At 53.3% G+C, this 18,044-nt stretch carries 15 protein-coding genes; 3 read left to right on the top strand and 12 right to left on the bottom strand.

The features are described from left to right. Positions 1-3: 3 nt before the first annotated feature. The 3 genes from AB8Q18_01820 to AB8Q18_01810 all read left to right on the top strand — a co-directional run bounded on the left by AB8Q18_01820 (position 4) and on the right by AB8Q18_01810 (position 3,346). Complete coding sequence (locus tag AB8Q18_01820) at positions 4-1,917, top strand: ATP-binding cassette domain-containing protein (GenBank protein ID XDZ51808.1); 1,914 nt, start codon at positions 4-6, stop codon at positions 1,915-1,917. A gap of 113 nt (positions 1,918-2,030) precedes the next feature. Beyond that, positions 2,031-2,519, top strand: a complete 489-nt coding sequence (locus AB8Q18_01815) for a GNAT family N-acetyltransferase (GenBank protein ID XDZ51807.1) — start codon at positions 2,031-2,033, stop codon at positions 2,517-2,519. A gap of 29 nt (positions 2,520-2,548) precedes the next feature. Then, the gene (locus AB8Q18_01810; protein ID XDZ51806.1) at positions 2,549-3,346 is read left to right on the top strand and encodes a basic amino acid ABC transporter substrate-binding protein; all 798 of its coding nucleotides are present in this window, start codon (positions 2,549-2,551) and stop codon (positions 3,344-3,346) included. 148 nt (positions 3,347-3,494) lie between these two features. Here the strand turns inward: AB8Q18_01810 and AB8Q18_01805 are convergent, their stop codons facing one another. The 12 genes from AB8Q18_01805 to folP form a co-directional block, all read right to left on the bottom strand. Then, entirely contained in the window at positions 3,495-5,804 is a 2,310-nt protein-coding gene (locus AB8Q18_01805) for a right-handed parallel beta-helix repeat-containing protein (protein XDZ51805.1), read from the bottom strand. Positions 5,805-6,158: 354 nt separating this feature from the next. Beyond that, the gene (locus tag AB8Q18_01800; protein XDZ51804.1) at positions 6,159-6,986 is read right to left on the bottom strand and encodes a MetQ/NlpA family ABC transporter substrate-binding protein; all 828 of its coding nucleotides are present in this window, start codon (positions 6,984-6,986) and stop codon (positions 6,159-6,161) included. 42 nt (positions 6,987-7,028) lie between these two features. Then, positions 7,029-7,682, bottom strand: a complete 654-nt coding sequence (locus tag AB8Q18_01795) for a methionine ABC transporter permease (GenBank protein XDZ51803.1) — start codon at positions 7,680-7,682, stop codon at positions 7,029-7,031. Continuing rightward, entirely contained in the window at positions 7,675-8,706 is a 1,032-nt protein-coding gene (locus AB8Q18_01790) for a methionine ABC transporter ATP-binding protein (protein ID XDZ51802.1), read from the bottom strand. The genes AB8Q18_01795 and AB8Q18_01790 overlap by 8 nt, the downstream gene beginning before the upstream one ends. A gap of 228 nt (positions 8,707-8,934) precedes the next feature. Next, positions 8,935-10,179: a Zn-dependent hydrolase gene (locus AB8Q18_01785; protein ID XDZ51801.1), complete on the bottom strand. Its 1,245-nt coding sequence runs from the start codon at positions 10,177-10,179 to the stop codon at positions 8,935-8,937. Next, positions 10,176-10,658: an L-2-amino-thiazoline-4-carboxylic acid hydrolase gene (locus AB8Q18_01780; protein ID XDZ51800.1), complete on the bottom strand. Its 483-nt coding sequence runs from the start codon at positions 10,656-10,658 to the stop codon at positions 10,176-10,178. Before AB8Q18_01780 ends, AB8Q18_01785 begins: the two co-directional genes overlap by 4 nt. A 45-nt stretch (positions 10,659-10,703) precedes the next feature. Further along, positions 10,704-13,064: an ABC transporter permease subunit gene (locus AB8Q18_01775; GenBank protein ID XDZ51799.1), complete on the bottom strand. Its 2,361-nt coding sequence runs from the start codon at positions 13,062-13,064 to the stop codon at positions 10,704-10,706. Between the two features lie 184 nt (positions 13,065-13,248). Beyond that, positions 13,249-14,172, bottom strand: coding sequence for a c-type cytochrome (locus tag AB8Q18_01770; GenBank protein XDZ51798.1), 924 nt, complete (start codon positions 14,170-14,172; stop codon positions 13,249-13,251). A gap of 9 nt (positions 14,173-14,181) precedes the next feature. Continuing rightward, positions 14,182-14,835, bottom strand: a complete 654-nt coding sequence (locus AB8Q18_01765) for a cytochrome c (GenBank protein XDZ51797.1) — start codon at positions 14,833-14,835, stop codon at positions 14,182-14,184. Between the two features lie 165 nt (positions 14,836-15,000). Then, positions 15,001-15,612, bottom strand: a complete 612-nt coding sequence (locus AB8Q18_01760) for a DedA family protein (protein XDZ51796.1) — start codon at positions 15,610-15,612, stop codon at positions 15,001-15,003. Positions 15,613-15,642: 30 nt separating this feature from the next. After that, the gene (gene glmM / locus AB8Q18_01755) at positions 15,643-16,980 is read right to left on the bottom strand and encodes a phosphoglucosamine mutase (GenBank protein XDZ51795.1); all 1,338 of its coding nucleotides are present in this window, start codon (positions 16,978-16,980) and stop codon (positions 15,643-15,645) included. 174 nt (positions 16,981-17,154) lie between these two features. After that, positions 17,155-18,003: a dihydropteroate synthase gene (gene folP / locus AB8Q18_01750; GenBank protein XDZ51794.1), complete on the bottom strand. Its 849-nt coding sequence runs from the start codon at positions 18,001-18,003 to the stop codon at positions 17,155-17,157. Positions 18,004-18,044 lie beyond the last annotated feature (41 nt).

Below are 18,044 nucleotides of genomic sequence, written 5' to 3'. Positions count from 1 at the left end.
TCCATGATTGAACTTAAAAACCTGTCGCTGCAACGCGGCACCAAAGTGTTGCTCGACCAGGCCAACCTCACCATCAACCCCAACACCCGTTGGGGTTTAATCGGCCAAAACGGCACCGGTAAATCCAGCTTATTTGCCTTATTAAAAGGCGAGTTAGTGCCCGATAAGGGCGACATCCTCATGCCTAAAAACTGGCGCATCGCCAGCGTGGCTCAGGAAACGCCCGCTCTAGAAATCAGCGCCCTAGAATACGCACTCAACGGCGACGCCACCTTACAGCAGCTACAGACCGAGCTCAAAGCCGCCGAGGCCGCAGACGACGGCGAGCGCATCGCCCTCTTACACCAGCAGCTAGACGACATCGACGCCTACACCGCACCCTCACGTGCGGCCAAACTGTTAAGCGGCTTGGGCTTCGATCAGGCCGAACATCAAAAGCCGACTAAAGCCTTTAGCGGCGGCTGGCGTATGCGCTTAAACTTAGCCCAAGCATTGATGTGCCGCGCCGACCTGCTGCTGTTAGACGAACCCACTAACCACTTGGATCTGGAAACCGTACTGTGGCTAGAGGAGCACCTCACCACGCTATCGTGTACCCAAATCATCATTTCGCATGACCGTGATTTTTTAAACACCACCACAACCCACATTGCCGAATTGGCCCAGCAAAAGCTGACCGCCTATACCGGCAATTACGATGCCTTCGAGCAGGCCCGCGCCCTAAAACTGAGCCAGCAGCAGTCTGCCTATGAAAAGCAACAAGGCCACATCGCCCATCTGCAAAGCTTTATTACCCGCTTTAAAGCCAAAGCCACCAAGGCCAAGCAGGCACAAAGTCGGGTCAAAGCGCTGGAACGCTTAGAGCTGATTGCGCCAGCCCACCTCGACAGCCAATTTAATTTTGAATTCATTTCGCCCGACCATCTGCCCAATCCGCTGTTAAAAATCGACCACGCCGATTTAGGCTATGGCGATCAGCCCATCTTTAAAGACCTGACTTTTTCTCTGGAAAGCGGCGCCCGATATGGCCTTTTAGGCGTCAACGGCAGCGGTAAATCCACCTTGATTAAAACCATTGCCGGTAGCTTAGCGCCCTTGTCCGGCAGCGTGATCAAATCAGAAAAGCTCAACGTTGGCTATTTTGCCCAACACCAGCTAGATACTTTACGCCCCGATCAAAGCCCGATTTGGCACATTCAAAGCCTCAGCCCCGAAGCCAAAGAGCAAGACATCCGTAACTTCTTAGGCGGCTTTAACTTTGTTGGCGACATGGCCATGCAGGCGATTGAGCCCTTCTCTGGCGGTGAAAAGGCCCGCTTGGCCTTGGCCATGATCGTGTGGCAAAAGCCAAATCTATTGCTGCTCGACGAACCGACTAACCATCTGGACCTCAACCTACGCCACGCCCTGACCTTCGCCCTGCAAAGCTTCAGCGGCGCCTTAATCTTGGTGTCGCATGACCGTAGCCTACTGGAAGCCACAACCGATTCGTTTTTACTGGTGCAAGACGGCAAGCTGACACCGTTTGATGGCGACCTCAACGCCTACCGCCTGTGGCGGCTTGAGCAGTTTTCCAGCAAGGCCCCTGCCGCCTCAGGCGATCAGGTCAGCCGCAAAGACATCAAGCGTAAAGAAGCCCAGCTGCGCCAGGCTCTGTCTAGCCAAACCAAGCCTTATCTCAACAAAATCGCCAAAGCCGAAAAAGACATGGACCAGCTCGGCGCGCAGCAGGCTCAGCTAGAAGCATTTTTAGCCTCAGAAGACGCCTACGCCCCCGAGCAAAAAGACACCCTGCAAAAAAATCTGGCGGAACTGGCACAAATCAAAAGCCAGCTGGCCAGCATTGAGGCCGATTGGCTCAGTTGGCAAGAAGCGGTAGAGCAAATTAAGGCCGACCTCGACGCACAAATTGATTAAAAGCATGGATTTGGTCGGCAGCCACTAGACGTAGGCGGATGAATTCGCTATAAATGATGGGTATTCAACCCAACCATTTTGTTGACTGCTCGAGTAAGGCCGGTAACCGACACATGAATCCACCTTTAACCGACATCCGCCAAGCCACAGCGGCGGATTTTGAGGACATCTACGAAGCCCATCGCAATGCGGTGCAGTACACCTGCGCCCGGGCCTACGACAACGCCACTCGCGAAACCTGGCTGGGCCTGCTGTCGCCCGACAGCTACGCCGAGGCGCTGCAATCAAAAGAACTTTGGGTGGTGGCGTATAAAGGCAACATCCAAGGTTTTTTTCAATTAGACCTGCATCAAGGTGAGCTCGACGCCCTCTACGTCCATCCCTTTGTCCAAAACCAAGGCCTCGGCACCGCTATGCTGCATCAGGCCGAAGATTTGGCCCTAGCCGCTGGGGTGGCGGATTTAAAATTATTTGCCTCGCTAAACTCCAAAGCCTTCTATAAACTCAATGGTTATGACAGCCTCGGCCAGGCCCAGCTCACCCTCAGCCCTAGCGTGGCGGTGGCCTGCACCTTAATGCGCAAACGATTAAACGCCTTATAACAACACCTCTCTTCTACAAAGGATCGACCATGACCAAATTACTCAGCAGCGTCCTCGTCAGCGCCGCCCTCTTACTCAGCGCCTGTGGCCAAAGCTCACCAGAGCCAAAAACCGATGTCAACAACGCACCCGAAGCCAGCACCGACGGCCGCGTCTATCGCGTGGCCATGAACGCCGCCTTTGCGCCTTTCGAATCGGTCGACAGCGAAGGCAACATCGTGGGCTTTGACGTCGACATCGTCAAAGCCATGGCCGAAGCCGGTAACTTTAAAGTGACGTTTGTGAACACCCCGTGGGAAGGCATCTTTGAAACCCTACGCCGCGGCGACAACGACATTTTGGCCGCCACCGTGACCATCACCGATGAGCGCAAGCAAATCATGGACTTCAGCGATCCTTATTTTGAGATCAACCAAGTGATCTTGGTGCCCAAAGGCCAAGACATCAAAACCCCAGAAGACTTGAAAAATTTGGCTAAAGTGGCCGTCACCATCGGCACCTCTGCCGACACCGTGGCGCAAAAAATCCTCGGCGCCACCAGCGACAAAATCGCCCGCTTTGAAAGCCTACCCTTGGTATTAAAAGAAGTGGAAACCGGCGGCGCACAAGCAGCCATCAGTGACAATGCCGTGGTAGAAAACTACGTCAAAAACAACGGTGACAAAGGCTTTACCATCATCGAAACCGACCTATTTGAAAAAGAACACTACGGCATGGCCGTGCGTAAGGGCGACACCGAAACCCGCGACATGCTCAACGCCGCCCTGAAGAAAATTCAAGAAAACGGCGAATACGACCGCGTTTACAACAGCTATTTCGCCAAGTAAGCCATCGGTTCACCCCCACACCCGCTACGGCGGGTGTTTTTTATGGGCGCAGCCCCGTGACTACCCAATAATAAAAACGCTGCCTACCTGCCAAAATGCAAAACGCCCAGAACAACCGTTCTGGGCGTATCTAATAAACATCAATAGCTTAACGACACTGTTGCTTAAAGCCTTCAGTACTCATGGTGGCGCCGTTTACTGACCACGTTTGCCCTGCATCTTGACTCAGGTTCGCACCCCCCCAAGGCGCTGTTTCACACACCTTATCGGTCTGCGCAATCGTAACGTCTCCGCTGATGTTATTCAAAGGACCAACCGCATAGATGCCAGCGTCTTTGGCTGCGTTTACCTGAACGTTGTCAAAACGAATGTTCTCCACCGCGCCAGACCAATCGCTGGCGAACATAAAGAGGCCGTAGGTGCCGGCTTGATCGATGGTCACGTTTGTCAGCTCGATGTCGTGTACCGGGTTAAAGAATACGCCGGCGCGGCTGGTGCCGGTGGTGGTCAAGCCGTCGACGCTCACCCGTGCAGTTTCGCCTTCAATATTGGAAGACGCCACCAGCATCAGGCCATTGACCCCGCCTTTGAGGGCCATGTCTTTAATCTTCACGTCCGATGTGGCCTGTAGCACCACCAAGTCCATTTCTGGCTTTTCTTGACCTTGGCGAGCGCCGTTGTCAATGCTGACCTTGTTCAGTTCAACCTGATTGGCACCGACCAACAGCACGCCTTCGCGGCGGGTATTGTTGATCGCCACATTGTCTAGCTTGATGTTTTTGGCTTGGGTGACGATGTCGTAGCCGTAGTTGTTTTCTTCGAACACGCTGCCCACGAACACGCCATAGGTGGTGTCGGTTATCTGACTGTTGCTGATGCTTAGGTTACTGCCGCCCCATGAGCTGATGGCAGAAAACGGCACTCGATTCGGGTCGGCGGCCACGGCAAATTCGCAGTCGGTATTGTTGTCGCAAATACTGAGGTCGTGGATATTGGCCTGATCAATCTTCACGTCGTTGACGCCAACCAAGCGAATGCCGTCGTGACCGGTTTGGCTGATGTCGGCACGCTCAATCGTGATCTGGCTACCCTGATCCACCGCCACACCATCGTGGCCAGTCTGGGCCACGGTTAAACCTTGTAGCTGCGCTTGAACGACCTGATTGAGCTGCACGCCGTTGAGGGCGCTATTCTTAACCTGAACCTGATTAATGCGGATGCCATTGGCGTTGCGGGCCTGAATACCGGAGCGGCCGCCTTCAATCGCCAATTGGTTCACGCTGCTGCCGCTGTGCATCTGCAACACGTCTTGCGCTTGATTAAGGCCAACGAGGCGACCCGCCTGCTCGGCGAAACGGTGGTCGGCTTTGGTGCCGGTTTCGCTACCGACCACGGCCACGCTTTGGCCGCCGTAGAGGTGTTGGTCTGGCCCTAAGCTCAAGGTTTGGTCGAGCTTAACGTCGCCCGCCACCAGCACTAAAGCGTCTTTACCGGCGGCCGTCAGGCGTTCATTGAGTGACACCGATGCGCGCGTTGCGGCGGCTTCTGGGCGCAACATCACGACCTTACCCCATACTTTACCGCTGCCATCAGCGGCGCGTTCGGCGTATAGGCTGTGTTTTTCTTCAGTTCGACTTTGGCGTTCACGCTCAACCCGCTGTAACAAGCGCGCTTCTACGCTGTTGCCGCTGGCCTGCTGGCCTAAGCTTAAGCTCAGGCGAGCCAAAGCACCGCCTTTAAGGTGTTGCTGGTTATCATAACTGGCCATGGCGCCCAGCGACAGTGCTACGTTTTTCGGTAAAAACGCGGCCTGTTGGGTCGACCATTCTAGTCTGACCTTGGCACCGACTAAATCGCTGCGCTGATCGCCATTAAACCAATAGCCCCCAGCAAAGGCCTTGAGCTGTTGTGGGCCATCGGCCGCAAACACGGGCAGGCGACCGCCTACTTCAGCGTCGGCGCCACGGCGAATTTTTTCCACGGTTTGATGGTGCTGTAGATAAAGGTAATCATCGCTGCCCACCTTGGTGTTCATGTTTTGCGCCACCAAGCGCTCTTTGGTGCCGGTAGGCAGATACACGTTGGCACGTGCTTCAAACACCGGGCCCAAGGCTTCAAGGCCCAGTGAGAGGCGAGAAAAACGGTTGTGGCCGCCACTTTGACCAAAATCGCCATACAGGTTGGCGCCATAGACCACGTCATGACTGCCGACAAAACGATGGCCTAAGCCCACCGAGGTTTGGCGGCCGCCGTGGCGTACCGTATTTTGCTGCACATCTAAAAACGTGGCTTGGCTAGACGTATACAGGGGTAAAAATAGGCCAATGCCGCCGGAGACATCACCAGAATAGCTTTGGCCTTCTAGGGCCAAGCGCGGTGTGAATTCAACCGCCCAGGCGGACGGAATCAAAAAAAGGCTGCCCACAAAGAGCGCCAACGGCTTTTTATGCTTCATCATGATGGTTTCCAGACATGTGTGTGTTGATTTATTGTTTTTTGCAGCAGCGATCATATCTAAGCCAAATGCCAAAGTAAATGATTATCATTACTAACAATAATCGGCACATCAATCCGCTCATGACGTTATTTTAAACCTTCTCCCGCCGCATCATTTCAGCATAAATGTCAACGCGTTAAATGCCCTCATTAACGCAATCACAAGCCTTTCAATATGGCGCCCCATGACAAAGTACTGGATTTAATTTAACGACTGCCCAATCGTTTTATTGTGTTCGACCACAAAAACCACAGCTCACCCATGCCCCATAAAAAAACGCTGCCACTGGCAGCGTTGTCCTATAGGATCGCTAGATCAACCTTGTGGCCACACAAACCAGCCTTTGGTTTCTGGATCGGTGTCGATAAAGGTTTTTAGCTCATCAGATTGATAGGCTTTCTTCACGTCTTGCGCCCACTGAGTGGTTTCGTCGCCTTTTTTCACCACCACCATCAGCTCAAGCTCGGGCAAGAAGGTTTCTTGCACCAAGGCTTTGTCCGAGCCAATCTTGCTTAACCACGCCACGCCGCCAGGCATAATGCCGTAGTTCACTTCGTCTAACATCCGAGGGATCAAGGCTGAATCCACTTCTTTAAAGCTTAACTGATGTGGGTTTTCAGCAATTTGCTGCTGGGTCAAAGTAGCCAATTCGGCACCGAGTTTCAGCGTGATCCAGCCCATTTTAGCCAACAGCGCATACGAGCGCGCGGCATTCGATGGGTCATTCGGGATTAAAACCGTGTCGCCGGTTTTCACTGCATCCACCGTGCTTTGCTTGGTTGAGAACAGGGCCGCAGGAATCGATGGGATGTGCACCACCGACACTAAGTCGTTGCCGGTTTCACGATTGTAAACGTCAAGATAGGCTTGATGCTGGGCCGCATTCATGTCCACGCCGCCTTCCACCAAGGCCGTATTGGCGTCGCGCAAAGAGCTAAAGTTCACCAACTTCACGCTGTAGCCTTCTTTTTCCAAAGCGGGTTTAACCAAACGCTCCATCAACACATTATGGGCACTAGGCGGTAGGCCCACTTTAATTTCTTTCTTGTCGGCGCCGGTGGCGTCGGCGCTACCGGATTGGCCGCAAGCGGCTAGGGTTAAGCCCAAAACAGCGGCAGCCAGAGGGGCAAAGTATTTTTTCATCGGTACTCCTTTATAAAGAGGTGGGCCTAAAACGTGGCCCAATCAACGTAGTTTTTTGGCCAGCCAGTTGCCAAACGACTGAATCAGCTGCACCAACACAATCAAAATCACCACCGTCATCATCATGGCCACGCCATCAAAGCGCTGGTAGCCATAGTTGAGCGCCAAGTCGCCAATACCGCCGGCGCCGACGGCGCCAGCCATGGCGGTGGCGCCAATCAGGCCGATGGTGGCGGTGGTCATGCTCAGCACCAAAGAGGCTTTAGCCTCTGGCAGTAAGAAATGCCACACCACCTGCCAGGTGGTGGCGCCCATGGCGTCTGCGGCTTCGATGATGCCAGGGCCCACTTCTAGCAGTGAATTCTCAACCAAACGGCCAATAAAAGGGCCGATGTAGACGATGAGCGGCACGATGGCGGCCGTCGTCCCGATCGAGGTGCCCACCACAAATTTGGTAAACGGTAAAATCGCCACCAATAAGATGATAAACGGCAGTGAACGCAACATATTCACCAGCGGGTTTAACACATTGTAAACCACTTTGTTCGGACGCACGCCATCAGGCCGCGTCATCACCAACACGATGCCGATGACGGCACCTAATAGGCCGCCGCCCAATAGCGACACGGCCACCATAAAGAGGGTTTCTTGACCGGCCAGTAAAAACTGGGCCAGAGTCACATTGGTTTCAAACATGGGCGGCTCCTTCCTGTTCGGTCACGCTGATGCCTTCGGCTTCAATGCTGGCCACGGCAGCAGCAATCTGAGCGGGCGTACCGGCGATCGACACCGACAGGCTGCCCACCAGCATGCCGTCAATTTCCTTGGTATTGGCGAACAGCACGCTGATGGCAGCGTCTTGCTGTAACACAGCGGGGCTTAATAGTGGCTGCGATGCAGGCCGGCCCAAATAGCCGAGCGAAAACAGGCGTAAGTGTTCAGAAGGCGTGTAGTGTTGGCCGATAGCGGGAGGTAAATCGCGCTTGATGATGGTGCGCACAAAGCGGCGCGTGGCTTCTTGCTGCGGCTGGCCAAACACGGCCAACACGCTGCCGTGCTCGATCACCTGCCCCTGCTCCATCACCGCCACCTTATTGCACACCCGCTCCACCACGCTCATTTCATGCGTGACCAGCACGATGGTGATGTTTTGCTCACGATTAATCTTTTTCAATAGATTTAAAATCGCCAGCGTGGTTTGTGGGTCTAGCGCTGACGTGGCTTCGTCACACAGCAATATTTTGGGGTCGTTCACCAGTGCGCGGGCGATGCCCACACGCTGCTTTTGGCCGCCCGACAGTTCGCGCGGATAAGCGTGCTTTTTATCCGGCAGCTCAACGTAGGCCAATAGCTCATCCACCTTGCGGTCGATCTCGGCCTTATTCACACCGGCCAACACCAGCGGCAAGGCAATATTTTGCGCCACGGTTTTGGTTTCCAGCAGGTTAAAGTGTTGGAAAATCATGCCGATGTTGCGCTTGGCGTGGCGTAGCTGGGCCGGGCTGTAGGCGCTGATCAAGGCACCGTCCACCCACACTTCACCCACGCTGGGCTGCTCTAAAACGTTAATCAAACGCAGCAAGGTACTCTTACCGGCGCCGCTGTAGCCCACGAGGCCATAGATGTCGCCAACGGCAATGCTGAGGTTGACGTCTTTTAACGCCACCACGTCTTGGCCATCTTGGGTAAAGGTCTTACCCACCTGTTTAAACTGAATCATAGCGCGAGGCTCCTCATTAGGGCCATACGGGCAGGCGCCCGCTGGTCATGCCCCGTTACGGTCTGGTTTGACGCCCTGGTCGGCCATCATTAAACCAAGAATAAGCTGTATTTAAACAGTGAACCTTAGGTTGATGCAAGCCATTCGATCATCATTCCTGCCCAAATCATGTGCCCTGAAGCCAAAAGCCTGCTCACGCAGGCTTTTGTTCTTGGCCCCGCCCTAGGCTTAAACCTCGTTGGCTAAGCTCAGCATGCTGTGGGCCAACACATCGGCACCCGCTGCCGACCACTCAGGGGTAATGTCTTCGGCTTCATTGTGGCTAAGGCCATCGATACAGGGAATGAAAATCATGGCCGTGGGGGCGATGTGGCTTAAATGACAAGAATCATGCCCAGCGCCCGACACCATGTCTTCATGCGCATAGCCTAAAGCCTGAGTCACCGTGCGCACCACTTCGATACAGCGTGCATCAAACGCTAAAGGCGTAAATGCCAAGATCGGCTTCACCGTCACGCTGAGGCGGTGCTCGGCGGCAATCTTCGCCATCATCACGCTGATTTCAGCATCAATACGGGCCAAGGCGTCGGCGCTCGGATGGCGTACTTCTAAGGTAAACCAAGCCGAAGCCGGAATCACATTAGGCGAACCTGGCCCAAGTTTGGTCACGCCCACGGTCACGCGGCCGCCGGCGGCCACTTCGCCCATGCCCAGTTGATTCAAAGCCACCATGGCGTGGGCCATGCCTAGGCCGGCGTCTTGTCGCATGTCCATCGGCGTGGTGCCCGCATGTGACGCCAAGCCGGTAAACTCAACCTCATACCAGCGTTGTCCTAAGGCACCGGTGACCACGCCAATCGTATTGCCGTGGGTTTCCAAAATAGGGCCTTGCTCAATGTGCAGCTCTAAAGCGGCGTGAATACGATAATCACTGAAATCATCGGCGCCCACGTAGCCAATGCGCGCCAGCTCAGCACCCACGCTCAGCCCATCTCGATCGGTGCGCGCCAAGGCTTCGGCCAAACTCATCTTACCGGTAAAGACGGCGGCGCCCATCATCGCAGGGGCAAAGCGTGCGCCCTCTTCATTGGTCCACATGACCAAATCTATTGGCCGCTCGGTGACCACGCCTTGATCGTTCAAAGACAGCAAGACTTCCAGCCCGGCCAACACGCCATAAATGCCGTCAAAACGTCCACCCTTAGGCTGAGAGTCGCCGTGTGAGCCCATTAACACCGGATCAAGTTCGGGCTGACGGCCTTCGCGGCGCACAAAAATATTGCCGATGGCGTCAATCTTGACGCCAAAGCCAGCGCTACGTGCCTTGGCAATGAATAAATCGCGCGCTTCTTTATCTAAATCGCTCAAGGCTAGGCGAGTCACGCCACCGTTGGCTGTTTGACCAATTTGGGCAAACTCAGCCAATAAATCAGTTAAGCGCTGGGGGTTAATGCTGATGCGGGTCAGGCTCATTTTTTATCCGTTTGCAGTTCATAGCGAAAATCACAAAAGCCATCGCCGTTCATCACGGTGTGGGGACGGGTCAGCTTCACGTGGGGCGCATAGCCTTCGATGAATTTACTGTCGCGGTTGCACGACAATAAAAAGCCGATCTCGCCGAGGCCCATTTCATGGTACATCTCGGCGTAGCGACAGCGCTTCACGTCGTAGTCATAGCGCTCATGATTGTTGTTTAATACCTCGATCTCCAGCGCATTGTCTTTTTCCCACAGGTATTGTAGGGCAACAAAGCTTTCCACACTGGTGCCGTTGGGCTCTTTTTCGGCAAACGCCTGACCAGCCGACACGGCAGCGTCGGTAATGGCCTCTTCAATAATGGCCTGGGCTTTTTCAATCCCAAACTCTCGCTTCATAATGTCGTAAATAGGCTTGATGATTTCCGCCTCAATTTTACGCTGCTGCAAAATACCAATTTCGGTAAATTCATTCATTCTGTTCATCCTTACTCAAAGCCGATACCACCGATGGTCATCGTCTTAAATACTATAGTCTTCTGGCGCCTGATGATCAATAAAGCGACGCAATCTTGGGTCGGCATTTTGGCGCAGCGCCTCTGGCGTTTGATCATACACAATCTCGCCCTCGGCCATAAACACGATGCGGTCGGACACATTAAAGGCAAAGCGCATTTCGTGGGTGACGATGATCATGGTCATGCCTTCTTTGGCCAAGGCTTCCATCACGCTCAAGACTTCATTCACCAGCTCAGGATCCAGCGCCGAAGTGGGCTCGTCAAACAACATGATATTAGGCTGCATCACCAAAGCACGAGCGATCGCCACGCGCTGCTGCTGGCCGCCCGACAGCTGATGCGGATACTTATGGGCGTGGCGCAGCAAGCCGACCTTATCCAACATGGCCAAGGCCAACAACCGAGTTTCGGCCACAGGCTGATGATGGTATTCCGGCGCCAGCATTAGGTTTTCCAGCACGGTTTTGTGCGGGAACAGATGGTAGCTTTGAAACACCATGCCTAGATGCACAATACGGGCCTGAGCATCCCCCACCGGCGCCTTACCATCAATAAACAGGCTGCCTTCTAGCCACACTTGGCCTTGATCTAAAGTTTCGAGGCCGTTTAGGCTACGAATCAAGGTGGTTTTACCTGAGCCAGACGGCCCAATAATGGACACCACCTCACCCCACTGCACCGACAAATCAACGTCTTTGAGCACGGTCACGGCGCCAAACGCCTTACGCCCGCTCTTGATGCTCAGCGCCTGATCACCCGATTTTTCGGCCTTAAGGCGGCCATATTGGTTCAGGGTTTCATGGTCAACCGCCACGGTTTCTTCGGTGGTATTGTCTTGGCGTAAGGAAACGTCTAAGCGATGCTCTACCTTACCCAAAATCCACGTCACTAGGCTCACGATCAATACATAGTAAAACGCCACCGCCACCAAGGTTTCCATCACCAGGAAGTTACGGGTATAGAGCTGCTGACCCACCAGTAAGATTTCGGTCAACGAAATCACCGACACCAGCGAGGTTAATTTCACAATGGTGACGTATTGATTGGTCAAAGGCGGCAGCGCCACTTTCAACGCCTGTGGAATCACAATGTGTTTTTGAATGCCCCAAAAGCGGATGCCTAAAGCCTTACCGGCTTCATACTGTCCTTTGGGAATGGCCTGTAGCGCACCACGATGAATTTCAGCAATGTAAGCCGATTCGCTCAGCACCAAGGCAATGAGGCCGGCCATAAATGGGTTCGACAGCACCACCGAACTAGCGGGCCAAAACTGCGGCAGGTTATAAATAAAAATCAGCAAAACCAAGAGCGGCAGACTGCGAAACAGCCAAATATACAGGCCAGCGGCACGCTGAAACATGCGGTATTTCGACTGGTTGCCTAAGGCCAATAAAAAGCCCCACACCACGGCTAAAACCCAGGTTAAGGTACTGAGCTGCAGCACGGTCACGCCGGCCTGCCAAAAATCGGTGTTGTACAGCAGACCACCCAAATAGGCCCAGTTAAAGCCTTTGTGGGTGTCGACGGGCGCCAAGGCATTGGCTAAATCATTGGCTTTTAGCAGCTCATCGCTGGGAAAGGCCAAATTGTATTTTTTCAGCAAGGCATCGTATTCGCCTGAGGCTTTAACGGTTTGAATCGCCTCGGCCACCAAGGCTTTAGCCTCGCTGTCTTGCTTGGTAAAACCCAAGCCAATCAACACCGGGAACAGCTGCTCTTTGGTGCTGATTTTCATGCGATTGCCCAGCTGATTAATCACCATCTGCGCCACGGCTGCGTCTTCGTATTGAACATCAACTCCTTTAGACAGCAAGGCTTGGGCCGCCTCTGGCGCGCTCGGGTATTCTTTCACCACAATGGGCTTCAAGCCTTTAGGCCCACAATACTCTGCCGACACCTGATTCACGGTTGGAATCCAGGCAGCGCCCTTCATAGACGACATGCTTTTACCGCAGAGGTCTTCCAAGGTTTGCGGCGCAAAGTCATCGTCGCCGCGCACCACCAACACCCCACCGGTTTGTAAATACGGCAAGAAATCTACCTGCTTCGCCCGCTGCGGATTCACGTACAGCGCCGAAGCCACCACATCATAGTGGCCGGCATTGAGGCCGATGATGATGTTTTCAATTCGAGTGTCTTTAAATTCGGCTTTACCGCCCAAGGTTTTGGCGATCAGGCGCATAAAATCAGGGTCAAAGCCACTGGCCTGGCCCTGCTCTAAATAAGCATAGGGCGCATAGGTCAGGTCAATGCCGACGTTTAGGGTGTCATTTTTCAAACTCCCAGCGGCCATCGCGGCGGGGCCAGACACCAACACGGCAAGCAAGAACCAAGATAACAGCCTATTCAGACAGTTTACAAACATAGCAGCACAATCAACACGGTTTATTCGGATCGTCATCATGCCCTGACTGGACGTAAAACACCAATAATAAGCGGCTATATTCATATAACCCAAAGTTATTAGCTAATAATCATATGATAATAAGGAATAATGACCACAAAAAAACGAGCCCTCAGGCTCGTTTTTGGATCCAGCATGATCCGGCTTATTTACCCCAGTTTTCAAAAGTGGCTGGCTTAGAGCCCATGATGTGGCCATTCACCTCAGTACCGTATACCGAGTCTGGCGTGTCATGATATTTTTTACGGGTTTCGGCCACATCGCCAGTAAAGCGAGGGTCTTGCGGACGCTCATGCGAATTCATAAAGTAGGCCACGTCCACGGCTTCTTGTGCGCCAATGCTTTCACCCTGGCTTAGCGGCATATTGTAGCGAATAAACGCCGAGGCATTTTTCAGCTGGTGCATGCCCGCGCCCCAGTTATATGAATCTGGCCCCCACAGCGGTGGGAAATTGTATTTACCATCGACCTTTTGGCCTTGACCGTCAGGGCCATGGCACACGGCGCATTTTTGCTCATACACTTTTTCGCCGCGCTTTAAATCAGGCGCTTCTGGCGCATCGTATTTTTTAAAGCCTGCACCTTCGATCTTGGTGGCCACTGGCGCACCTTTTGCCATCCAGAACGCAAACGACTCTAGCGCAATCAGCTCTGGACTACCTAAAGGCGGCTTGGTGCCATTCATGCTGTACATAAAGCAGCCTTGAATACGTTCAGACAGCGTGTTCACGTGGCCATTTTTAGAGCGGTATTGAGGATAAGCCACTTGTGCCGCCCACAGCGGCGCTGCATTGTGCTGGCGACCGTTGTCGATGTGGCAGTTACGACAGCTCAAACCGTTACCAGAGTATTGCGGCGCATAGCGTGGCGTGTCTGAGAAAATATCGCGGCCCAGTTTCACCACTTTACCAAATTCGTCGTCAGGGATTTCTGATTCTTCTGGTGGGGTAAAGGTGACAATTTTCTCTTTGGCTTCGGCTTCAGCCTGGGCGGCTTTAGCGGCTTCATCTTCGCCACAGGCGCTGAGTAGAAAGGCGGCGGCCACTAGGGGCCATAATAAGGTTTTCATGCTGTTCTCCTAGTTTTTGGTCGCATTTTGAGCGCCAAACCACTGCGCCACAGAATCAATGTCTTCACGGCTAAGCTTGCTGGCGATCTGTTTCATCAAGCCAATCGGATCGTTGTCACGCGCGCCGTTTTTCCACGCATTGAGCTGATTAGCAATGTACACGGCGCCCTGCCCAGAAATAGCGGGAAAGGATGCCCCCACGCCGCCACCGTTATAGGCATGACACTGAATACAGGCCGGGATATTGGCTTCCCAACGGCCACGCAGCGCCAAACGTGCGCCCACGCTTTCATCCGCCATCGGTAGGCTTTGCTTGATCTTGCGTTCAGGCAATGGCAAACCACTGAGGTATTTACTCACAGATTCGATTTCTTCTTGCGTCATGGCTTTGGCAATCGGGCGCATCTGTACGTGCAGACGACGGCCGCTGGCAAAGTCCTTGATTTGTTTTTCCAAGTAGCCTGCGTTTAAGCCAGCTAGGCGCGGTGTCCCAATCGACAAAACGCCGCCGCCATCGACCGCATGGCAAGCATTACAGGCATCGGCGCCGCGGCCATTGCCCTTATTAAAAATCTGCTCACCGGTTAAGCCTGCCCAGGCCATGCCCGGCAACAGCAGGCTAAACAACCAAACCCACAGGCTGGTTTTAAATACATTAAACATAGCGCACTCCAACAATGCTTAAACCGCCGCCACAAAGGCAGGCGGTTTAAATGTTATTTTATTGATGTGCTTATTTTCGCATAATAAATTCAGAGCAGAAATTGTGGCATCCCACATAAATAGACGCAAAAAAGGAGGCCTAAGCCTCCTTTTTTGACGTTTCATTTACTTCGTTTGGCGTCGTTTTTTAAACCACCACATCAATAGACCACCCACCAACAACACGCCCAAGATCGCGAAAATACCGGCTTGAAACTGATGAACCTTGTGCATCAGCCAGTCAATATTGCTGGCGCCAAACTCACCCAGATACACCCATACCGGCACTGAAATCAGAGCAGCCAGACCATCCATCACCAAAAAGCGCAGATAGGAAATGCGCCCTGAAATGCCAGCCATTAGGTAAATGGGGGTTCTTAAGCCGGGCAAAAAGCGGGCCATAAACAGCACCCCATTGCCGTATTTATCGAATTTCTTTTGGATTTGATCGTAGCGCTTCGGTGTCATGATGCGCGCCACCGGCTTAAACTTCAAGATCCGCGATCCATATACCTTACCTAAGGTAAATACGGTTCCGTCGCCAATCAATACCCCCAGCAGCCCCACCACCACCATGGTGTGCACATTAGTATAGCCAAGGCCAGAAATGACCCCGCCCGTCACCAAGGTCACGTCTTCAGGAATGGGTAAGCCAAAACCGCAGGCGAACAACACGAGAAACACCGCCAGATAGCCGTACTGAATAAAAAAATCTTGCAATAGCGCAAAAAAATCCATAAAAAACCACTTCCACAGGCTTAAATATCGTTATAGGGTTGGATCAATCGCCAGCGCAATCTGTCGGGCATACTGATCGGCTAAGGCTTGTGCTTCAGCTTCAACCATCACACGCACCACCGGCTCGGTGCCCGATGCCCGCAGCACCACGCGCCCCTTACCCTTCAGCGCCGCTTCGGCATCGGCCAGCGCTGCGGCAGAAGCCGTCTGCCAGTCTTGCCCAGGCTGTAGGCGCACGTTAATCATCATCTGCGGAAACGGCGTCCATTCACTCAAAACCGTAGCCAAGTCTTGGTTTAGCTCGATTAAGCCAGCCAACACTTGCAGGGCTGAAATAATACCGTCACCCGTGTTGTGGCGATCCAAGCATAAAATATGTCCAGACGCTTCGCCACCAATCAGCCAATCGCGCTGATACAATTGCTGCAACACATAGCGATCGCCCACTTTGGCGCGGGCAAACTCAATGCCTTGCTTCTGTAACGCTAGCTCCATGCCCATATTGGTCATCACCGTACCGACGACGCCCCCTTTTAAGGCACCGGCCTGAGCACGCGCTTTGGCGATGACGTAAATCAACGCGTCGCCATCATAGAGGCGCCCATTGGCGTCTACCATCATCAATCGATCTCCGTCGCCATCCAGTGCAATCCCGTAATCCGCGCCTTCAGCCACCACAGCGGCTTGAATGGTGTCGGTGTGGGTGGCCCCTACTTCTTGATTGATGTTAAAGCCATTTGGCTCACCACCGATCAACACCACTTCAGCGCCTAGCTCATGGAACACCTTTGGCGCCACGTGATAAGCCGCACCGTGGGCGGTGTCGACCACAATTTTTAAACCTTTAAGGTCTAGATAATTAGGGAAGCTGCTTTTACAAAACTCAATATAACGGTCAACCGCGCCATCAATACGGCGGGCACGGCCTAGGTAATCAGAAGGCATGGTCGGCATAGGCTGATCCATCATGGCTTCAATTTCCGCCTCAATCTCGTCGTCAAGCTTACGGCCGCCTTCGGCAAAGAATTTAATGCCGTTGTCGGAATACACATTGTGCGAGGCAGAAATCACCACCCCAGCCGATAGGCGCAGCGCTCGAGTTAAATAAGCCACGCCTGGCGTAGGCAATGGTCCGGTCAACAGCACGTTCACCCCAGCAGAAGTAAAACCAGCCTGCAAGGCCGCTTCCAACATATAACCTGAAACGCGCGTGTCCTTACCAATCAATACCGTCGGCTTATAGCCCGCATCATGATTCACCAAAACCCGCCCAGCGGCGTAGCCCAATCTTAAAACACACTCTGGGGTAATAGGGTAAGTACCCACCTCACCTCGCACACCATCGGTACCGAAATATTTACGTGCCATAAACCATTACTCACTTCTATAGAATCAATCATTAAATTATGAGTCATTGTAAGACCTGACGGCTAGGGTGTCAGCTTTAAATTGCATCTAATCTTAGAAATATGAAAAAAATATGACCTCAACCCGACCTTAAATCAACACAGGGCGCCCAAAGTACCCAGCGCCATGCGTTCCTTACCGTAGGAAAATACCAATGTTCTGCCATACCCGTAGCGCCTGAACGGTGTCTTTCACATCGTGCACCCGCACGATGTGGGCACCCCTGCTCACTGCCGCCAACGCAGCGGCAACGCTGGCGCCGCGACGCTCTTTGGCAACGGGCTCACCCACCATTTGCCCCAGCATGGTTTTACGCGACACGCCGATCAACACCGGCACGTCTACCTGCAGCAGCCAGTCTTGTAGCCCCACCATTAAGTCCACATTGTGTTCCAAGGTTTTACCAAAGCCAAAGCCTGGGTCAATCAATAGCCGCTCAAGGGCAATGCCAGCGTCTAAGCAAGCCTGTACACGCCCTTTTAAATAGGCACTGACCTCTGCCACCACATCGCGATAGCCAGGCTGCTGCTGCATGGTTTGTGGCTCGCCCTGCATGTGCATTAAGCAAATAGCGGCCTCAGGATAGTCATGCAGTAAAGCCACTGCACCATCGTCCTCTAAGGCCGAAATATCATTGATTAAATCCACATAGCCCGCAGCCAGAGCCACGCGCATCACTTCCGTACGGCGAGTATCCAAAGACACCGGTACGTTCAGGCCATGCAGCGCTTCCAAAACCGGCATGACTCGGTCAATTTCCTCAGCAGGCGATACAAACGGCGCATTCGGCCGCGTCGACTCCCCGCCCACGTCCAATAGGCCAACGCCGTCGGCCACCATTTGCTCGGCCGTAGCCAGGACGGCGGCCGGATCGGCATAGCGGCCCCCATCTGAAAACGAATCCGGCGTGGCATTTAAAATCCCCATCACTTGCGGGCTACTTAAATCAAGGTCAAAACGACCACACTTCAACAAAGTATGCATCAATCATTCTTTCTGAATAAAAAGAAAGGCAGCCTCAGGCT

This window comes from Neisseriaceae bacterium CLB008, from assembly GCA_041228285.1.
In the GTDB taxonomy this organism is placed as follows: Bacteria; Pseudomonadota; Gammaproteobacteria; order Burkholderiales; family Neisseriaceae; genus JAGNPU01.
This window is presented reverse-complemented; position numbering and strand designations above follow the sequence as displayed.